General features: G+C 65.7%; 14 protein-coding genes and 2 tRNA genes. 8 read left to right on the top strand and 8 right to left on the bottom strand.

Features of this window, described 5'->3' with window-relative positions; translation table 11 throughout:
- Positions 1-14: 14 nt before the first annotated feature.
- The 7 genes from pepN to M1K48_RS11560 all read right to left on the bottom strand — a co-directional run bounded on the left by pepN (position 15) and on the right by M1K48_RS11560 (position 12,080).
- Positions 15-2,618, bottom strand: a complete 2,604-nt coding sequence (gene pepN / locus M1K48_RS11530; RefSeq protein ID WP_249503352.1) for an aminopeptidase N — start codon at positions 2,616-2,618, stop codon at positions 15-17.
- A gap of 59 nt (positions 2,619-2,677) precedes the next feature.
- A complete protein-coding gene (locus M1K48_RS11535; RefSeq protein ID WP_249503353.1) occupies positions 2,678-3,601 on the bottom strand; it encodes a DMT family transporter in 924 nt (307 codons plus the stop codon).
- On the bottom strand, positions 3,598-4,599 hold the full coding sequence (locus M1K48_RS11540) for a threonine aldolase family protein (RefSeq protein WP_249503354.1): 1,002 nt from the start codon (positions 4,597-4,599) through the stop codon (positions 3,598-3,600). Before M1K48_RS11540 ends, M1K48_RS11535 begins: the two co-directional genes overlap by 4 nt.
- Before the next feature lie 126 nt (positions 4,600-4,725).
- Positions 4,726-5,361 (bottom strand): hypothetical protein, encoded by a 636-nt coding sequence (locus M1K48_RS11545; RefSeq protein WP_249503355.1) that lies wholly within the window; start codon positions 5,359-5,361, stop codon positions 4,726-4,728.
- Positions 5,362-5,531: 170 nt separating this feature from the next.
- Positions 5,532-5,606 (bottom strand) — tRNA-Thr (locus tag M1K48_RS11550).
- A 309-nt stretch (positions 5,607-5,915) separates the two neighbouring features.
- Positions 5,916-9,932, bottom strand: a complete 4,017-nt coding sequence (locus tag M1K48_RS11555; RefSeq protein WP_249503356.1) for an FG-GAP-like repeat-containing protein — start codon at positions 9,930-9,932, stop codon at positions 5,916-5,918.
- 360 nt (positions 9,933-10,292) lie between these two features.
- Positions 10,293-12,080 (bottom strand): aminopeptidase P family protein, encoded by a 1,788-nt coding sequence (locus M1K48_RS11560; RefSeq protein WP_249503357.1) that lies wholly within the window; start codon positions 12,078-12,080, stop codon positions 10,293-10,295.
- Positions 12,081-12,239: 159 nt separating this feature from the next.
- On the opposite strand from M1K48_RS11560, the gene M1K48_RS11565 reads away from it, so the two are divergent.
- From M1K48_RS11565 to M1K48_RS11580, 4 genes are read left to right on the top strand one after another with little or no spacing between them, the layout of a single operon-like run.
- A complete protein-coding gene (locus M1K48_RS11565; protein ID WP_249503358.1) occupies positions 12,240-14,303 on the top strand; it encodes a S9 family peptidase in 2,064 nt (687 codons plus the stop codon).
- Positions 14,300-15,265 carry a polysaccharide deacetylase family protein gene (locus M1K48_RS11570; RefSeq protein ID WP_249503359.1) on the top strand — a complete coding sequence of 322 codons (966 nt, stop codon included), beginning with the start codon at positions 14,300-14,302 and terminating at the stop codon, positions 15,263-15,265. The genes M1K48_RS11565 and M1K48_RS11570 overlap by 4 nt, the downstream gene beginning before the upstream one ends.
- 23 nt (positions 15,266-15,288) lie before the next feature.
- Positions 15,289-16,230, top strand: coding sequence for a GNAT family N-acetyltransferase (locus M1K48_RS11575; protein WP_249503360.1), 942 nt, complete (start codon positions 15,289-15,291; stop codon positions 16,228-16,230).
- A complete protein-coding gene (locus M1K48_RS11580) occupies positions 16,227-16,628 on the top strand; it encodes an acyl-CoA thioesterase (RefSeq protein ID WP_249503361.1) in 402 nt (133 codons plus the stop codon). Before M1K48_RS11575 ends, M1K48_RS11580 begins: the two co-directional genes overlap by 4 nt.
- 168 nt (positions 16,629-16,796) lie before the next feature.
- Here M1K48_RS11580 and M1K48_RS11585 read toward each other — a convergent pair whose 3' ends face one another.
- Positions 16,797-16,970: a hypothetical protein gene (locus M1K48_RS11585; protein WP_249503362.1), complete on the bottom strand. Its 174-nt coding sequence runs from the start codon at positions 16,968-16,970 to the stop codon at positions 16,797-16,799.
- Between M1K48_RS11585 and maiA the strand changes: the two genes are divergently transcribed.
- The 4 genes from maiA to M1K48_RS11605 all read left to right on the top strand — a co-directional run bounded on the left by maiA (position 16,950) and on the right by M1K48_RS11605 (position 19,423).
- Positions 16,950-17,591 carry a maleylacetoacetate isomerase gene (gene maiA / locus M1K48_RS11590; RefSeq protein WP_249503363.1) on the top strand — a complete coding sequence of 214 codons (642 nt, stop codon included), beginning with the start codon at positions 16,950-16,952 and terminating at the stop codon, positions 17,589-17,591. The genes M1K48_RS11585 and maiA overlap by 21 nt on opposite strands.
- 68 nt (positions 17,592-17,659) lie before the next feature.
- Complete coding sequence (locus tag M1K48_RS11595) at positions 17,660-18,403, top strand: class II aldolase/adducin family protein (RefSeq protein WP_249505244.1); 744 nt, start codon at positions 17,660-17,662, stop codon at positions 18,401-18,403.
- A 34-nt stretch (positions 18,404-18,437) separates the two neighbouring features.
- Positions 18,438-18,513, top strand: a tRNA-Thr gene (locus M1K48_RS11600).
- A gap of 136 nt (positions 18,514-18,649) precedes the next feature.
- Positions 18,650-19,423: a hypothetical protein gene (locus M1K48_RS11605; RefSeq protein ID WP_249503364.1), complete on the top strand. Its 774-nt coding sequence runs from the start codon at positions 18,650-18,652 to the stop codon at positions 19,421-19,423.
- Positions 19,424-19,542: the final 119 nt, after the last annotated feature.

Below are 19,542 nucleotides of genomic sequence, written 5' to 3' on the forward strand. Positions count from 1 at the left end.
CGGGACGATTGCCGTCACCCCAAACTCTTGCTCGCCAGCTCGAACACGTCCTTGCTGAGCCCCGGCTCGCCCAGGATCCGCTGCAGCGCGCCGCGCATCTTCGCCGCGCGGCCTTCCTCGATCTTGCGCCACCGGCCCAGGGGCGCGACGAACCGCGCCGCGGTCTGCGGGTTCAGCTTGTCGGCGGCGACGATCACTTCGGCCAGCCAGTCGTAGCCCAGGCCGTCGGCGCGGTGGAAGGCGCTGGGCGTCCCCGCGAAGCTTCCGGCCAACGCCCGCAGGCGATTGGGATTGCTCATGGTGAAGGCCGGTTGCGACTGCAGCCGCTCGACCGCCGCCAGCGTCGCCTCGCCCGGGACCGAGGCTTGCACCGCGAACCACTTGTCGATGACCAGGGGATCGTCCTCGAACCGGGCGTAGAAGTCGTCCAGCGCCTTGGCCGCGATGTCCGGACCAAGCATCGCCAGCACCATCAGCGCCGACTGCCGCTCGGTCATGGTCCGCGCCTCGTCATACTGGCGCTGCGCCAGGCCCGCGCCGAACTGCGGATCGCCCGCCGCCAGCAGCGCGAGGGTCGCGGCGCGCAGCCGGCGCAGGCCCTTGTCGGCGCCCGACAGGCTGGCCGGGTCGGCCGCGCTGGCCTGGGTGTAGGCGCGCGACAGATCGTCCTTAAGCGCATTGCCGATCGCCCGCCGGACCTCTTCGCGCACCGCGTGCACCCGCGCCGGATCGGCCCGGTCGAGCTTGTCGGTCAGCAGGCTCTCCGACGGCAGCGCGATCGCGTCGGCCTTGAACGCGGGGTCGAGCGACTGGCTGCGCAGGGTCGCGCCGACCGCGGTCAGGATCGCGTCGGTGGCAACCGGTCCGCCGCTGGTGATCGCGGCCAAGAGGTCGCGGATCATCAATTCCTGCCCCGCCTCGAACCGCGCGAAGCTGTCGCTGTCGCCCGCCGCCAGCGCCTCGATCTCGCCGGGCTTGCGGTCCGCCTCGACGATCACCGGGGCGGAAAAGCCGCGGTTGATCGACAGGAAGGCGGGCTCGTCGATGCCGGCGAAGCTGATCGATTGCTCGGCCCGCTCCAGCATCACCAGCCGCTCACCCGCGATCTCGCGCCCGCTGTCCGCGCCGATCAGCGCGACCTTGAGGGGGATGGCCATCGGCTGCTTGGCCGGCTGGCCCGGGGTCGGCGGCACCTCCTGCGCCAGGTGCAGCGTCGCGCCGCCGTCAACCTGCTCCAGCCGCGCCCTCACCGTCGGCGTCCCGGCCTGCGAATACCACAGGCGGAACTGCCGCAAATCGGCCCCGCTCGCCTCCTCCATGCACGCCACGAAATCCTCGCAGGTCACCGCCTGCCCGTCGTGCCGTTCGAAATAGAGGTCGGTGCCCTTGCGATAGGCCTCGGAACCCAGGATCGTCCGCATCATGCGGATCACCTCGGCGCCCTTGTTGTAGACCGTCGCGGTGTAGAAGTTGGCGATCTCCATGTAGCTGTCGGGCCGGATCGGGTGGGCGAGGGGGCCCGCATCCTCCGGAAACTGCGCCGCGCGCAGCGTCCGCACCTGGTCGATCCGCTGCACCGCGGCCGAACCCATATCCTCGCTGAACCCCTGGTCGCGGAATACGGTCAGGCCTTCCTTCAAGCTCAGCTGGAACCAGTCGCGGCAGGTGACACGGTTGCCCGACCAATTGTGGAAATATTCGTGCGCCACCACCGCCGCGACCGCGTCGATGTCGCCGTCGCTGGCGGTCTCGGGGTCGGCCAGCACGTAGCGCGTGTTGAAGATGTTGAGGCCCTTGTTCTCCATCGCCCCGAAATTAAAGTCGCTGACCGCGACGATGTTGAATCGGTCGAGGTCATATTCGCGGCCATAGGTGCGCTCGTCCCACGCCATGCTGTCCTTCAGCGCCTGCATCGCCAGCCGGGTCTTGGGCAGATCGGCCTCGCGCACCCAGATGCCCAGTTCGACCTCGCGCCCGCTCATCGTGGTGAAGCGGTCGGCGTTGCACTGGAGGTCGCCGGCGACGATTGCGAACAGGTAGCAGGGCTTGGGGAAGGGGTCCTCCCACAGCGCGAAATGCTTTCCGTCCTCGGCTTCGCCTTCCTCGACCGGATTGCCGTTCGCCAGCAGCACCGGGAAGCGCGCCTTGTCCGCCTCCAGCCGTACCCGATAGCGGCTCAGTACGTCGGGCCGATCGGGGAAGAAGGTGATCCGGCGGAAGCCCTCGGCCTCGCACTGGGTGCAGAGGATCCCGCCCGAGGCATAGAGCCCCATCAACTGGCTGTTCTTCTCGGGCGCGATGACGACCTCGGTCTCGACGGTCGCCGCCGCACCGGTGAGGTCGACCACCAGCCGCCCGTCCTCGAACCGCGCCTCGCGCTTCTCACCGTCGACCTTGAGCGAGAGCAACTCCAGCTCCTCGCCATCGAGCTCCAGTGGCCGGTCGTGCCCGCCATTGCGCTTCACGGTCAGCCGCGCCGTCACCACCGTCCGCGCCGGGTCCAGCCCGAACTTGAGTTCGACCTCCGGCACCAACCAGTCGGGCGCCTGATAATCCTCGCGGCGGATGGCGGTTGGGGCGGCGGCGGGAGCGTCGAGCGACGCGCGTATATCGAGCATGCCCCGTGGCTTAGTCGCGCTGTCGGACAGCGACAACCTTGCCATTGTGACGCCTCAGTTCAGTCCGCGAGCGGCACCGGCTCGGCCTCGCGCCGGCTGGTCAGCGCCCACACCATCCCCGCCATCGCCAGCACCGCGCCGGCCACCGCCAGGCCGGTCCAGCGATAGCCTTCGAACACGGTGCTCAGCGCCATGGCGATGATCGGCACGATCACGCTCGAATAGGCCGCCCGGCCCGCCCCGATCGTGCGGATGATCGGCATGTACAGGCTGAACGCCAGCGCCGAGGCGAACAGCGCGAGATAGGCGAGGCCGAACCAATAGCCCGGCCGCGGATCGAACACCGGCGGCCCGCTGACGGCCAGCGCGAAGACTCCGTCGAACAGCGCGCCGAAGATCATCCCCCAGGTCAGCATGGTCGGCAGCGGCACGGCCCGCGCCTTGTCGGTGGTCTGCAGCACGTTTGACACGCTTGCCCCCATCACGCCGAGCAGGGTCAGGCCGATCCCCAGCATCACCTCGCCCAGCGGCGCCCGAGCGCTCTGCACCTCGTTCCAGAACAGCAGCGCGATGCCGCCGATCGCGGGGATCGCGGAGAGGATGAACGCGCGGGTCGGCTTGTGCCCGGTCCACGCCCACGCCAGCAGGCTATTGGGGATCAGCAGCAGCGCGAACACGCAGGCGACCAGCCCGCTGGTGATGTGATGCTCGGCCAGATAGACCGCGTTGAAATTGACGCAGAACTGGCAAAATCCGAACAGCGCGGCGACCTTCCACGCGCCGGGCGGAAGCTTCAGCCCGCTGCCTTGCCAGCTGGTATAGGCCGCCATCGCCGCCGCCGCGATGACGAAGCGATAGGTCACCGACCAGTGCGCCGGAACCACGCCCAGCTGGTCGCGGATGACGATCCAGGTCGATCCCCAGATTAGGGTGATGATGCAGAAGAAGACAAGGACCGTGCCCTTGCTGAGCGGTGCGCTCACAGCCCTTCGATCGCGCGGGCCAGCGTCTCGACCGCGGCCATGTCCTGGTCCCAGCTGGTCACCAGCCGCGCTTCGCCCACGCCCCAGTCGTAGAAGTCGAAGCCTTGGGCCCTCAGCGCCGCCGCTTCCGCCGCGCTGACCTTCAGGAACACTTCATTGGCCTCGACCGGATAGACCAGCCGCTCTCCCGCCGCCTCGGCCAGTCGCCGCGCCGCAGCATTCGCCGCGCGCGCATTGTTCAGCCAGACATCGTCCTCGACCATCGCCAACAGCTGTGCCGCCAGATAGCGGCCCTTGCTCAGCAGATGCCCCGACCGCTTGCGCCGCCGGCGGATGCCGTCGGCCAGTGCGGGATCGAACAGGATCAGCGCCTCGGCCGACAGCCCGCCATTCTTGACGAAGCCGAAGCTCAGCGCGTCGACGCCCGCGCGCCAGGTCAGGTCGGCGACGCTCGCCCCGGTCGATGCCACTGCATTGGCGAAACGCGCCCCGTCGAGGTGGAAGCCGAGCCCGTGGCTCTTGGCCCACGCGCCCAGCGCCGCGGTCTCCGCCGCCGAATAGACCAGCCCATATTCGGTCGCATTGGTGATCGACAGCGCATCGGCCTGGACCTGGTGGACGTCGGGCCGGATCCGGCCCCGCGCTTCTTCCAGCGCTTGCGGCGTCAGCTTCGCGCCCGGCCCGTCGACCAGTAGCAGTTTGGCCCCGCCGGTGAAGAATTCGGGTGCCCCCGCCTCGTCGACCTGGATGTGCGCCTCGCGGTGGCACAGCACCCCGCCATGGGGCGGCACCAGCCCCGCCAGCGCCAGGCAGTTGGCGGCGGTGCCGGTGGTCACCCACAGCGCGGTCACCTCGCGCTCGAACAAGGCCGAAAAGGCCGCGTCCAGCCGCTTGCTCCACGCATCGCCGTCATAGGCGGTGTCCAGCCGGTCGGCCTCGGCCATGGCCTTGAACACGGCCGGATGGACCGCCGCGGCATTGTCGGAAAAGAAGCGCATGGCCTTCCTCTAGCCCGGCGGGGACGCGGGTCCACCCTCTTCTTGGGACCAGACGTCCGCCAACGAAAAAGGCGGCGCCGGCCCCCTGACCGACGCCGCCCTTCGTAAGGCCAGAAGGCGTGTCGCCTAGAAGCGATAGCCGAGGCCGAGCTGGAGGATCGGGTAGACCTTGAAGTTGTCGATATCGTCCTCGATCTCGCGCCGCTCGTTGGCGAGCTGGGTCTGAAACGCCGCATTGGCGGCAATCGGGCCGGTCGCGGTCAGGCTGCGGACCCTGGGCTTGCCCTGGAACATGGCGCCCGCGTCGATGCCGAAATAGACGCCGCTCCCGACACCGCCGCCGTAGCCGAGCGTCAGGGTCGGGGCGACCTTCTTGGCGCGCACTTCACCGCTCAGCGTGCCGATCTGCGCGCCGGTATAGGTGGCATCGCCCACTTCGACGCTGGTGGTCGCCGCCGGGGAAGCGGTCAGTTCGACCCGGTTCTTGCCGACGCGCACGCCGCCCGAGAGGCGGAACCCGCCGCCGCCCGGATAGAAGTCGAGGCTGCCACCGAACGAGCGCAGCTTGAGGTCGCCATCATATTCGATGCCGTCCGAATCGACCCCGCGGCTGAGGCTGAAGAAGGTGGCGCTGCCGCGCACCCCGAAATTGGTCGACCGCCAGCCGACTTCCGGTCCAACGCCGAGCGTGCCGCCGGTGATACCGACGCCCACCGAGCTCGTCCTGGTCTGGGCCAGCGCGGGCGACGCAACAAGGGCCACGGCGCAGGCCGCTACGAATACATGACGCATAAAGTTCTTCCCCCCTGGGAAACATCACGGTCGTTAATGACCGCAAGAACTAATCTATTTTGCTAAATCAAATTGATCAAGAGTCGTCGCGGATCTGCGTCCGGCGCGTTCCTGGGGTCTGTTTTGCGAGGAGGGGAAAATGGTGCTGCCGGTGAGGATTGAACTCACGACCTCAGCCTTACCAAGGATGCGCTCTACCACTGAGCTACGGCAGCACTGTCCGGAGACGGGCGGGCCTATGGCGGTGCGGCGCATGAGGTGTCAAGGGAAAGGAATGGCAAACAAGGATAAAGAAGCAAGACTCGCCGCCGCGTTGCGCGAGAACCTCAGGAAGCGGAAGGCCGCCGCGGCACCGGCGAGCCCGCCCGTTGATACGCCAGTGCGGGAGGGGGAGGGCGGCTGAGCGTCGGCCCCCGGACGTCCGCGCCGGCCGGCAAACGGCCGCAGATCGTTCCGCGCCGCCGATCGCCCCGAAAGACTGCCGACCTTGCGGAAGCGACCGTTCGCCGCCGACGCGGCCTTCGCTACACCAGCCAATGCCCCTGGTTGTACCCGGCCACCACGCCGTTCAGCCCGAACCCGACGATGTCGAGAGTGCCGTCATTGTTAATGTCTGCCAGTTCGCGGTGGAGGATGTTGTCGCTGCTCCAGCCCTGCTGCCTGCCGAAGTCCTGGACGTCGAGGCGCGCCGCGGCGAAGCTGCCGTCGCTCTGGCCATAGGCGATATAGGTTCCGGCAAAGCCGAAACCGACGATGTCGGCCCGGCCGTCGCCGTTCACGTCACCGACCTCCCGCGCGAAGTCGTTCTGGCTGGACCAGCCCTGGTTTCTGCCGAAATTGGCAAGCACCAGCTGGGCGGTCCTGAAGGTGCCGTCACCGTTGGACAGGGCGATCAGGGTACCGGCGGTCCCGAAACCGATGATGTCGTCGGCGCCATCGCCATTGACGTCCGCGACCTCGCGTCGGAACGAATTGTCGCTGGCCCAGCCCTGCTGGACGCCGAAGTTCGCAAGGTCGAACCTGACCTCTCCGAAGGTGCCGTCCCCGTTGCCCAGCGCGACGAGCGTGCCTGCAGCGCCGAAGCCGACGATATCCGCCCTGCCGTCGCCGTTGACGTCGCCCAGCGTCCGGGCAAATCCTTCCTGCGTCGTCCAGCCCTGGTCGGCCCCGAAATTGGCGATGCCGCTGATCGCATCGGCAAAGGTGCCGTTGGCCCGGGCGAGTGAGACGAGGGTGCCGGCAACGCCGAAGCCGACGATGTCGGCGCGGCCGTCGCCGTTCACGTCGGCCAGTTCGCGATGATATTGGTCGTCGCTTCTCCAGCCCGCTGTCTGTCCGAAGTTCGACACGGCGAGCCCGGGCGTGGTGAAGTTGCCACTCGCGGAGCCGAAGGACACCAGCACGCCGGCATTACCGAAGCCGACGATGTCGTTGTAGCCGTCGCCATTCACGTCGGCGACGTGCCGCGGATACTGGTACTGGCTGGTCCAGCCACCGGCGACGAGGCCGAAGTTGGCGACGAGTACGGCGCTCTGGCCGAAGAACTGCCCGGAGCTGAAGCCGAGCTCGACATTGCCGCCCGCAACCTCGCGGGCGGTGACGTAGCCGGTGCCGGGCCCGCTGAACGTGAAGGATCCCCCGGTGAAGCTGATCACGTCAACGCTGCGCGTGAGGTTGAGGTCGCTCAGCTTCGCATTGGTGATGATGATGCGGTCGCCCGCCGTGAAGTCGGTGATGAGGTCACCGGCAAGCTCGGCCGCCGTGCCCCGGAAGATATCCGCACCGGCGCCGCCCGACAGCACGTCGTTCCCAAGCCCGCCTGACAGCACGTCGTTGCCAAACCCGCCCTGTAGCTTGTCGCTTCCGGCACCGCCCAGCAGGGTGTCGTCGCCGCCGCTCGCATAAACGGTGCCGCCGATCGTTCCCCCGCGCCCGTCGTAAAGGTTGTTGCCGATGCCCAGCTTGACGTCGCCGGTGATCGTGCCGTTGTTGATGACGTAGCTGGTGTTGCCCGGCTGCGACGAATTGACGTCGGTGCGCTTGTCGTAGGGGCCATCGGTCGGATAGCCATAGCCACCGATCGCCGAACCGGCTTCGATGACCACACCCGCGCCTGGCGTCACCAGCGCGTTGGTAAGCACGCTGTTCTTCAGAATCAGCGTGACCTCGGGTGCAAGCATGATCTGATTTAAACCCGACGCGTTGGTAATGGTGATCGTGGCCGGGGGAACATAGGCCTCGGCATTGATCCACAACCGCTCGAAACCAGTCGCAGTAGAAAGATCGAAGGTGCGCTCGCCCTTGATCCCGGCAAGCTTGAACGTGTCGAGGCCCGCCCCGCCGTCAACCGACCCGTAGCTCGCAGGAACAGTGCCGAGGACCGTTTCGCTCAGAATGAAATCATCATTCCCACCGCCAAGGGCAATGGCGCTGACGACGCTGTCGCGGCCGAGATCCACTCGCTCAGCAGCGTCACTACCGTTCACCGACGCTAGCGAAGAGCGACGCAGCGAAAGGAAGTTGCCATTGATGGCCAGGCCTACATTCGGATTGAGCGAATCGAGCAGGTTCACCGTGATCTGCGGCGCAACGACGATCTCGGCGAAATTCGATACATATTCGAAATTCGTGCCGCTCCTCAGATCGAGGCGCTCGAACCCGGTGAAGCCGAAGCCCGTAAAGCGGGTGAAACCGGGGCCGGTATCGCCGCTCACTTGCACGCGAAGCGTATCAAACCCGGCATCGCCGCTGGCGACGACCCAGGCGCTGTCCTGCGCGCCTTCGACGATGACCAGATCGTCACCATCGCCAGCCGAGATGGTTTCTTTAACGAGGGGGGTGCCACCGCCCCCGCCATTGATGATGTCCTTGCCCGATCCGCCCCAGATGGCGTCGGCGCCGAGCCCACCGTTGATGACGTCGTCCCCGTCCTCGCCATACAGCTTGTCGTTTCCGGCACCGCCATTGATGGTGTCGTTTCCGGCGCCGCCGCGGATTTCGTTCGCATCGTCATTGCCGGTCAGCGTGTCGGCAAAGGCCGTGCCGGTGATGTTCTCGATGCCGTTCAAGCGGTCGCCGCCCGCGCCGGAGCCGCTCACGAATTCCTGCTGCGAGAGGGTCACCGTGACGCCGCTGGCATAGGCCGAATAGTCGATTTCATCGATTCCGTCGCCGCCATGCAGAAGGTTACCGACCATGCCGCCGGTGCCTGAGCTGACGAAGCGGTCGTTGCCCGCACCGCCGAACACCTGGGCGATACTGCCGCCCGTATAAATGACGTCATTCCCGGCGCCGGCATTCACTTCCAGGAATGCGGACTGCGTAGCGAGGCGAAGGATGTCGTCGAATTCGGTCGCCCGGAAATACCCCAAGGTTTCGAAACCTCGGATCGTGCCGCCACCCAAGGTGACGATCTGACCGCTAGCGAGGGTCGCGGTATCGAAGTCGATGCCCTGCGTCAGGCCGCCCATCGAATAGTGCAGGGTGTCTTGCCCCACGCCGCCATCGAGAATGTCGCCATAGCCGCCGGCAATAAGATCGTCTCCCTCGACGCCGTAGATGGTGTCTTGTTCAAGCCCCATGTCGTCGGTGAGGATGTTCGGGTAAGGGCCGAAATCGGCCGATCCCAGCTTGTCGTTGCCGATGTTGCCGTAGATCAGGTCGGCTCCTGCGCCACCCGCGATGGTCGCGGCATTCGCCGCCGCACGGATCTCGTCGTTTCCGGAGCCGCCGAAGACGTCGCCTCCATAATAGCTGTACTGGACCTCGATATAATCATCGCCGGCGCCGCCATCGATCTTGCCGTGGGCGAAGATGCGGTCGTTTCCATCGCCCCCTTCCGCCTTCGCGAAGGTGTTGGTGTTGGTGTAAAGGGTATCATTGCCGGCCCCGCCGATCACCGCCTGCAGATACTGACTCCCGCGCCCGTCGACGATATCGTCGCCGTCTCCCCCGTCGAGGTGGGCGGTGTAATAGCCGGCGAGAATGTGGTCGTTGCCGCCCATCGCGAAGACGGTGGTCCGGTCGGAATAGCCGTTCGAACTGTTGCTCGCGACGTTGATATAGTCGTTGAAATTACTGCCTTCGACGAAACTGACGTTCTCGATCCCGGTGATGGTGCCGCCGCCGATCGACAGGCTGTCCTGACGGAAATCGGCGATCACCCCGCTCGTCGCGGCCATGAAGCTGATGAACAGGTAATCGGTGCCGTCCCCACCGTTGAGATTGTCGCCGTAGCCACCGAACAGACGGTCGTCGCCGGCCCCTCCGATCAGCGTGTCGCGCTCGGCGCCGCGGTCGAGCAATGGCGGGACGAACGGGTTGTCGTAATAGGGCAGGAAGAAATACGGGGAGCGGTCGCCGCTGTAGAGGTCGTCGTTGCCGTCGCCCCCGTCGAGGATGTCCTCACCCGCGTTGCCGGCCAGCGAATCCTGTCCGCTGCCGCCCGACAGGCGGTCGTCCCCGCCGTTGCCGTCCATCCGGTCGTCTTCCGCACCACCGGTGAAAATGTCCGAACCCGCCCCACCAACGAAAATCGCCATCTATTCCCCCTGTTCGGCTTGGCTACGCACAAGCAACGATGCGACAATGATTAGCTGCCGCCGCCGAAACATCAAATAGTCGGAAGATACGCCGCGACTCATCCGCCGAAAAACCTGCGGGAACGGGAGAAAATAGCGGCGCAGAAGGCTATTGCTGTCGAAGCTGCGACACCCGCCAAGGTTCGATAGCCGACAGTTCGCGACAGTTTGTCTGCGCGCGCAGACGATCGCCCCTCGCTGCATCTTCGCCCCGGTCAAGCAGAGGCTTTCGCACGAAGAATCAGTGAGGAACGTCGAGGCTTGTTCAGGCGCCGTCGATCGATGACTTGAGAGAACGTCCCGGGGCCGCCGCGTCGCGGTTCACAACGGTGCGCATTCCCCCTCCAGCCACGCGCGCTCTTCCGCCCCGAGCCCTGGCCCGATCCGCCGCACCACCTCGGCGTGATAGGCGTCGACCCATTGCCGCTCGCGCTCGCTCAGCAGTTCGCGCACGATCAGCCGCCGGTCGATCGGGGCAAAGGTCAGCGTCTCGAAGCCGAGCAATTCCTTCTCCGCGCCGGCCACCTCCTTACGCACCACCAGCACCAGATTCTCGATCCGGATTCCGTATTCGCCTTCCTTGTAATAGCCGGGCTCGTTCGACAGGATCATGCCCTCGGCCAGCGGCTCGTCGCCCCCGGCATAAGCCCCGCCGACCGGCGCGATGCGCTGCGGGCCTTCGTGGACCGACAGGAAGCTGCCGACCCCGTGGCCGGTGCCGTGGGCGTAATCGAGGCCAGCTTCCCACAATGGCCGCCGGGCGAAGCTGTCGAGCTGGCCGCCGCGCGTGCCCTTGGGGAACAGCGCGGTGTCGATCGCGATATGCCCCTGCAGCACCCGGGTGAAGCGCTCGCGCATCTCCTGCGTCGGATCGCCCACCGCCACCGTGCGTGTGATGTCGGTGGTGCCATCCTCATACTGCCCGCCCGAATCGATCAGGTAGAGCGAGCCCGGCTGGAACGGCACGTTGCTCTTCTCGGTCGAATGATAATGCGGGCTCGCCCCGTTGGCGCCGAACGCCGAGATGCTGTCGAAGCTGAGGTCCTTGAGCGTCGGGTCCTCGCGGCGGATCTGCTCCAGCCGCGCCGAGGCCTTGAGCTCGTCGAGTTCGCCCTGATGGTCCTCGACCCACTTCAGGAACCGAACCATCACCGCGCCGTCGCGGGTCTGCGCGGCGCGGTGGCCGGCGACCTCGACCGCATTCTTGGTCGCGCGCGGCAGCACGGTCGGATCGCGCAACGCGATGATGGTCGCGCCGGCCTTCTCCAGCGCCTCGCCGATCGCCGCCACCGACCGCTCGGGATCGACCGCCACCGTCTTCCCGCCAAGCTCGCCCAGCTGCTGCTCGAACGCCGCCCGCTCGTGCAGCCGCACCCCGTTGCCGAGGTGCTGGCGAAGCTCGGCGGTGACCTTTTCGCCCTCGACGAACAGGTCCGCCGTGCCGTCGGCGTGGACCAGCGCAAAGGCCAGGCCGACCGGCGTACGCGCGACGTCGGCCCCGCGCAGGTTGAAGGTCCAGGCGATCGAATCGAGCGCCGCGAGCACGGCGGCATCGGCACCCTGCGTGCCCAGCCAGTCGGCCACCGCCTGGCGCTTGTCGGCGCTCGACCGCCCCGCCAGCCGCTCGGGATGGACGATCAGCGGCGCCTTGCTGGGCTGCGGCCGGTCTTGCCACACCGCGTCGACCGGATTGGCCGTCACCGCCACCAGCTCGGCGCCCTTCGCCGCCAGCGCCTCACGGGTGCGCTTCACCCAGTCGCCGCGTTGCAGCCATGGGTCGTAACCGATCCGCGCGCCCGCCGGCGCGTTGGCCTTGAGCCAGTCGGCGGGGCTGCTCTCCGGCACCGATTCGAACGACCAGTCCGCCCCGTCGACCTGTTGCCGCACCTGCAGCGTGTAGCGGCCGTCGGTGAAGATCGCCGCCTTGTCCGCCAGCACCGCCGCCGACCCCGCCGAACCCTGGAACCCGGTCAGCCAGGCGAGGCGATGGGCGTAGCTGCCGACATATTCGCTCATATGCTCGTCGGTCAGCGGAATGACGAAGCCGTCGAGGCCCAGGGCGGCGAGTTGCCCGCGAAGGGCGGCGAGGCGGTCGGAATGCGTGCTCATGCCCGCTCCTCTAGCGCCAGCGGCGGGGTGGACGAAAGCTCCTCTCTTGCGCCACGTTGCCCGCACACCAGATCGGGGACCTGTTCACCCATGCGTTTCCACCTCGCCGCTGCGGCCCTTTTCCTCGCCGCTTCAGCCGCCCCAGCCCAGAAAGCCCCGATGACCGAACTCCCCCAGCCGCCCCGCGCCGAGCAGCGCCCGACCAGCTTCACCCGCCACGGGATCAAGGTCGACGACCCCTACGCCTGGCTGCGCGACGCCGGTTACCCAAAGGTCGATGACTTGGCCGTGCTCGATTATCTGAAGGCCGAGAACGCTTATTTCGAAGCCTGGAAGAAGCCGCACGAGGGGCTGGTCGAAACCCTGTTCCAGGAACTGAAGGGCCGCCAGAAGGAGGACGACCGCTCGGTCCCGGTCAAGGACGGCGACTGGCTCTACTGGTGGGCGTTCAAGCCCGGCGCGCAATATCGCCAATGGTTTCGCAAGCCGGTCGCCGGTGGCGCCGAGCAGCTAATCCTCGACGAGGTGAAGGAAGCCGAGGGCAAGGAATATTTCCGCCTCGGCGCGCTGGAAGTCAGCCCTGACGGCCGCCTCGCCGCAGTGATGGCCGACGTCAACGGCTCCGAACGCTTCAAGCTCGAAATCCGCGACCTCGCCACCGGCAAGGTGCTCGACACCGTCACCGAGGTCGGAGTGGGCACCCCCGTCTGGAGCGCCGACGGCAAGGCGGTGCTGTTCACCGAAACCAACAAGGAATGGCGCAGCTACCGCGCTCGTTACCATCGCATCGGCGACGATCCGAAGAACGCCCGCACGGTCTATGAAGAGAAGCAGGACAAGGGCTTCTCGGTCGGCCTGTCGAAAAGCCAGGACGACAGCCTGATCTTCATCTCGGCCGGCGACAATCGCACCAGCGAAGTCCGCTTCGTCCCCGCAGCCGACCCGCTGGCGACGCAGGTCCTCATCTCCCCGCGCAAGGAGAACCGCCTCTACGAGGCCGACGCCGCGCACGGGAAATTGTGGCTCCTGACCAACGACAACCACATCAACTTCCGCCTCGCGTCGGCCGATCCGAAGCAGCCCGGCGACTGGGCCGAGGTCATCCCCGGCTCCGACCGCACCTATCTGCGCGGGGTCACCGCCTTCCGCGACCACCTCGCCATCTCGTCGCGCGTCGACGGCCTCGACCAGCTGACCCTGCGCGACTACCGCACCGGCGCCTCCGAGCGGATCCCCTTCACCGAAGCGAGCTACACCGCCAGCCTCGCCGGCAATCCCGAATATGCCCCGGCCGCCTATCGCCTCAGCTACAGCTCGATGGTCACGCCCGCGACCGTCTACGACTATGACCCCGGGTCGAAGCAGCTGACCACGCTAAAGGTCCAGGAACTGCCCTCGGGCTACGACGCGTCGCAATATGTCACTGAACGGCTGATGCTCCCCGCCCGCGACGGCAAGAAGGTGCCGGTCAGCATCGTCTACAAGAAGGGCTACCGGAAGGACGGCAGCCAGCCGCTCTTCCTCTACGCCTATGGCGCCTACGGCTATGCCATCCCGCCCAGCTTCTCCTCGGCCCGCCTCAGTCTGCTCGACCGCGGCTTCGCTTATGCGATCGCCCACATCCGCGGCGGCGACGACCTTGGCTATGGCTGGTATCTCGACGGCACCGCCAAGAACCGCTGGAACACCTTCCACGATTTCGTCGACGCCGCGAAGGGCCTCAATGCCGCCGGTTTCGCCAGGCCGGGCAAGATTGCCATCCAAGGCGGCTCGGCCGGGGGCAAATTGATGGGCGTGGTGGTCAACACCGATCCGTCGCTGTGGGGCGCGGTGATCGCCGACGTGCCGTTCGTCGACGTGGTCAACACCATGCTCGACGACACGCTTCCGCTGACCCCCGGCGAATGGCCGGTGTGGGGCAATCCGATCACCGATCCCGACGCGTTCAAGCTGCTGCTGAGCTACAGCCCCTACGACAACGTCAAACGCCAAGCCTACCCGCCGATGCTGGTCACCGCCGGCCTCAACGATCCCCGCGTCACCTACTGGGAACCCGCCAAATGGGTCGCCCGCCTGCGTGAGGCCAAGACCGACAACAATTTGCTGCTGCTCAAGACCAACATGGGCGCCGGCCACGGCGGCAAGTCGGGCCGCTGGGACTCGCTGCGGGAAACGGCCGAGGACCAGGCGTTCGTGCTGACCCAATTGGCGCAGGAACCGTGAGCGCAAGCCGCAAGCTGCGGACGCTCGCCAAGTCGCTGGTCTTCTCGGCGAGGGCCAATCCCTTTGCCCTCCGTCGCTCCCTCGACGGGATGATGGCGCAGGATCGAATTGCCATTCTCAACTTCCATCGAGTGGCGCCGCTCGATGGCAGTTCGTACGTGCCCCTCGACCCGCAATTGTTCGACGACATCATCGCTTTCTGTCGATCACGAGGCGACGTGCGAACCTTTGCCGACTTGCACCAACCCGCCGGCACTCGCCCGATTTTCGTGATCTCCTTCGACGACGGCTATCGGGACTTCCTGGAGTACAGCCTGCCGGCCCTTCGGCGCCACGGACTGCGTTGCAATCACAACCTCATTCCGGGATGCGTTGAAAGCGGACGACCGCCGCTCAACGTGCTTCTGCAGGATTTCATCGGCAAGGCATCCGGCGCCCTCCTTGCCGATATCTCCCTGGAGGGCTTCGGCCCGCTCGCCGGCGATGACCGCGAGCGAACCGGACTGCGCGCTTCGGCCTGGCTCAAGGCTCTTCCCATCGCCCGGCAGCGTCAGGTGATGGCCGGCCTTCAACCGGCTCTCGAGGAGGAAGGATCGCGGTTCAGCGCGACCCCCATGATGACGCTCGAGGAAGTGCAGGCCCTCGGTGATGACGTCGAGGTCGGCGCCCATAGCTTTGACCATGCCACCCTCGCTGCCGAAAGTGACGACTATGTCCGGCAAGATGCGATAAGGTGCCGCGGGTGGTTCGCCGACACCTTGTCTCGCCCCACCGAAATCTACGCCCTCCCGAATGGCGCGGCGACCGAACCGCAACGCGACATCCTTCGGGAGGAGGGCTTCACCACCATCCTTCGGGTGGAGGAGTCGAGCTCGACCCGGACTGGAGTTGAGCACCGCCGCTTCACCATCTACGGAGACACGCGCGCGGAGGTGCGGAGCCGAGCTCTAGGTTTGATCTGAACCCGCGCGACGGAAGGCGAAGCATGAGCGACTATGCCATCGAGGAACTCACGCCCGGGCATTTCGATGAACTTCGTCCGCTGATGGAAGATGCCTTCGGTTCGGCCGTTCCGGCGGACCTGTTCAAATGGAAGTATCTGCAGAATCCGTCCGGCCCGGCAATCGGCCGGGTGGCTCGCGCCACCGACGGAAGCTTGGCGGCCTTCTATGGCATGATCCCCGAAGGCTATCGGCTGGGCGGAGAAGATCGCCTGATCTATCAATCCTGCGATACGATGACCCACTCTGCGCACCGGCGTAAGGGCTTGTTCCAGAAGCTTGCGCTTCAGACTTATGCCGCAGCCGAGGAGAAGGATCCGAACTTCTTCGCCTTCGGATTCAGCGGTGACATGTCGACACCCGGGTTCCTCAAGATGGGGTGGCGGGTCGAAGAAGAATTGTCGCATTTCTTTCGGCCATATCCGCTGACCTTGCTCGACAGCTTTGGAGGCTCGGAAGCGGCGGAAACGCCGGTTTCCGATGGAGCGCTGCTGGATACCATGGCGGCACTCGCGCCGCCGGACGACGGCATCGTGCGCGACCGCGCGTTTCTCGAATGGCGCCTGGCCAATCCGCTTCACCACTATCGAGCCTTGCTCCTGCATGGGCAATCCTATGCCATTTTCTATCGCGAAGGAGCCTTGCTGTTCCTCCTCGATTTTGCCGAACGCGCGCCAGGGGTGGGCCGCCCGATCCTGCGCCGTCTTTCCCTTCTCAGCAGGGGTCGCGGCGGGAAGGGCGTCTTGACCTGGGCCACCACCCATTCGGCCATGGCCCGAAGCCTGAAGTCCGCCGGCTACGTGACCAATCCCTTCCGGCGCGGCCCCGGATCTCATCGCATTCCGTTGATCAGTTATGGTAATCATCCGGGAGGCACATGGATGAAGGACCTCGCGATCAGCCCCTTCCATCACGACAGCCTGTGACCAACCCCAGCTTCACCCTTTCGCTGACCGCCGAGCCCGAGCACATCGACGAGCTCGGCCACGTCAACAATGCGGTGTGGGTGCAGTGGATCCAGACCGTCGCCACCAGCCACTGGTATGCCACCGCACCCGAGCGATATCGCGACGCCTTCATCTGGGTCGTGATCCGGCACGAGATCGACTACCTCCGCCCGGCGCTGGTCGGGGACGTGGTGACCGGCCGGACCTGGGTCGACGAAGCCCCGCGCGGCGCGCGCTTCGATCGCTTCATGGAGTTCACTGGCAGGGACGGGAAGCTGCTGGTCAGGGCCCGCACCACCTGGGCGATGCTCGACAAGGCCAGCGGCCGCCCCCAGCGCATCACCACCGAGATCGTCGCGCCGTTCCTCGGTAATTAGCGTCGTCCCGGCGAATGCCGGGACCTCAGGAGGGGAAGGCGCTTCACCCGCCCGAGGTCGCGGCCTCCGCCGGGACGACGACCGTCGAAAATCCTGTCCTACAAAGGCCTGATCTGACACAAGCAATTCGATGCTTAGCTTTGCTGCTTCACCGTTGGCGCAACACCTTCAGGCCTTCTCCTTGCAACGCCAGGCCGCCGCACCCCGGCAACCAGTGACCTTTGTGACCTTGTTCAGCTTGGCGGCCGCCGCGGACAGGCCGCCACCAGTGACCTTTGTGACCTTGTTCAGGTTCGCGGCCGGCTCGCGGATGGCGCGCGCATGACCCGGATCGTCCTCCACGATTACTTCCGCTCCTCGGCCAGCTACCGGGTCCGGATCGCGCTCAACCTGAAGGGTCTCGCCTACGACCAGCATCCCGTCAGCCTGGTCGCGAACGAGCAGCAGTCACCCGAGTACAAGGCGCTCAACCCGCAGGGCTTCGTGCCGATGGTGGAGATCGACGGCGAGCGGGTCACGCAAAGCCTGGCCATCCTCGACCGCCTCGACGCGCTGGTGAAGGAACCGCCGTTCGTCCCCTCCGATCCCCCCGGTCGCGCCCATGTCCTTGCGCTGGCGCTGACGATCGCCTGCGACATCCACCCGCTCAATAACCTGCGCGTGCTGCGCTACCTCAAGAACGAGCTTGGCCAGCCGCAGGAGGCGGTCGACAGCTGGTATCGCCACTGGGTCGCCGAGGGACTTGCCGCACTCGAAGCCCTCTCGGCTCCGCAGGCCGGCGCCTTCCTCTACGGTGACACGCCGGGCATGGCCGACATCTGCCTCGTGCCGCAGCTCTACAATGCCCGCCGCCTGGACGCGCCGCTGGACGCCTATCCGACCCTGCTCCGCACCGAGGCTTCCGCCCTCGCCATTCCCGCCTTCGCCGCCGCCCACCCCGATGCCCAGGAGTCCGCACAGTGAACCGCGTCGACACCATCAACGCCGGAATGGACCGGCTCAGCGCTCTGCAGGACGTCCAGATTCCGAGCATGGAGGGCAAGGTCAGCGAGGAGGAATGGAAACTCCGGGTCGACCTCGCCGCTGCCTACCGGCTGATCGCCCATTACGGCTGGGACGACCTGATCTTCACCCACATGAGCGTGCGGATCCCGGGGCCCGAGCACCACTTCCTGCTCAACCCCTACAACCTCATGTTCGAGGAAGTGACCGCCTCCAGCCTCGTGAAGGTCGACATGGCTGGCAATCCAGTCGACCCGACGCCCTTCATCGCCAACCCCGCCGGCTTTACCATCCACTCCGCGGTGCACATGAGCCGCGAGGACGCCAACGCCGTCATCCACCTCCATACGCCCCACGGCCAGGCGGTCGCGGCGCATGGGGAGGGGCTCCTACCGCTGACCCAGACCGCGATGCTGGTGCGCGGCGACCTTGCCTTCCACGATTACGAAGGCGTCGCTACCGACCATGACGAGCGCGAGCGGATCGTCGCCGACCTCGGGCACAAGAACGCGATGCTGCTGCGCAATCACGGCACGCTGTCGGTCGGTTCCACCGTCGGCGAAGCCTTCATCCGCATCTACTTCCTCGAGCGCGCCTGCCAGGCCCAGATCATGGCCTTGAGCGCGGGCGAGGCGATCAACCACCCGCCCCAGGGCACCCCCGAAATCGCCGCCGAACAGGGCGCCCAGGGCCTCAAGCTCGCCGCCCAGTTCCTCGCCTGGCCCGCTCTGCTCCGCAAGGCCTACCGCCTCGACCCCCACTTCGCGACTTGAGCCTCCGCCCCCACCCTGTTAGGGCGCCCGCGCTGCCGCTTTAGCTCAGTTGGTAGAGCACCTCATTCGTAATGAGGGGGTCACAGGTTCGAGTCCTGTAAGCGGCACCATCCTTTCCATAGGCAAACTCGGGTGGTGCTTGCGGAAGTGCCATAAACCTTTGGGTCACGATTGGGTGTCCCGGAAGTGCCGTTCCTAGGCGAACGAGCTTGTACTGACCTGCGGTTGCGATCGAAGGAGGGTAGCTTGTCGAGCATCGAGCTTCATGAACTCCACTACAAGAAAGCCGACCTTGTTCACGTGCCCAAACGTGATCGCGTGTTTTTCCTGATGGCTACCAGTCTCGCGAACGATCTCCAGATACTGTATAAAGCGTTTGCATTGGCCGTAGCGGACGATCGAGATGAGCTAATTGTAAAGCAGGCCAACTCTGCTGTCGGTATGCTCATGCTGAGAACTTTGGCGGGGCGGCTTTGGGAAGGGCAGAGACTACTCGAAAACGGCTACAAACCGATCGAAGAGCACTATCGCCTCTCTTTATCCGAAGAGGCAAATAGTGCCTTGTCACGACTCAGAACTTACCTCGGAACGCGCCGCAATCTAATTAACACGGTACGAGATAAGATCGGTTTTCATGCTGATCGTGGAATAGTGAGTTCTGCCTTCGACCGCCTCCCTGACGATACGGACATGGGTGACTACTTCTGCGCCACTGTAGGCAATACACTCTACTACTCCGCCGAGATGCTTCACTACGAGGCAATCAATGGTTTTACAGGTCTAGGAGATCAGCGATCGTCGCTGCGGCAATTGGTGCTCGACTGCAAGGCTCTTACGATATGCTTCAACGAGTTCGTCTTCGGCTTCGTTCGAGTGTTCTTGAAGCGCCACCTGCCCGCACAGTATGATGAGACTTGGGACCGTCTCACAATTGTAGACCACGTTGCCGAGTTGGCAGATCTAAGCATGCCCTTTTTCATGACTATGTCTGCTGCCGAGACAGAAAAGGGCTCGATCTAAATAAGGAAGTTGGAGTGGGCGGGGTCGAGACAAACGGCAGCTTCCTGCATTGTTCGCTGACCATCGCCGATGACGGGCAGATGCCCGACCATTCGGACCAATCGGCTACCCTTGCGCGC

Origin of the sequence: Sphingomonas glaciei (assembly GCF_023380025.1) — a bacterium.
GTDB classification, from domain to species: Bacteria; Pseudomonadota; Alphaproteobacteria; order Sphingomonadales; family Sphingomonadaceae; genus Sphingomicrobium; species Sphingomicrobium glaciei.

Excerpts from the sequence above, each read along its gene's own strand:
- M1K48_RS11560 (WP_249503357.1), bottom strand. The coding sequence starts at position 12,080 with ATGAGCACGCATTCCGACCGCCTCGCCGCCCTTCGCGGGCAACTCGCC.
- M1K48_RS11565 (WP_249503358.1), top strand. The coding sequence starts at position 12,240 with ATGACCGAACTCCCCCAGCCGCCCCGCGCCGAGCAGCGCCCGACCAGC.
- pepN (WP_249503352.1), bottom strand. The coding sequence starts at position 2,618 with ATGCTCGATATACGCGCGTCGCTCGACGCTCCCGCCGCCGCCCCAACC.
- M1K48_RS11575 (WP_249503360.1), top strand. The coding sequence starts at position 15,289 with ATGAGCGACTATGCCATCGAGGAACTCACGCCCGGGCATTTCGATGAA.
- M1K48_RS11540 (WP_249503354.1), bottom strand. The coding sequence starts at position 4,599 with ATGCGCTTCTTTTCCGACAATGCCGCGGCGGTCCATCCGGCCGTGTTC.
- M1K48_RS11595 (WP_249505244.1), top strand. The coding sequence starts at position 17,660 with ATGGAGGGCAAGGTCAGCGAGGAGGAATGGAAACTCCGGGTCGACCTC.
- maiA (WP_249503363.1), top strand. The coding sequence starts at position 16,950 with ATGACCCGGATCGTCCTCCACGATTACTTCCGCTCCTCGGCCAGCTAC.
- M1K48_RS11555 (WP_249503356.1), bottom strand. The coding sequence starts at position 9,932 with ATGGCGATTTTCGTTGGTGGGGCGGGTTCGGACATTTTCACCGGTGGT.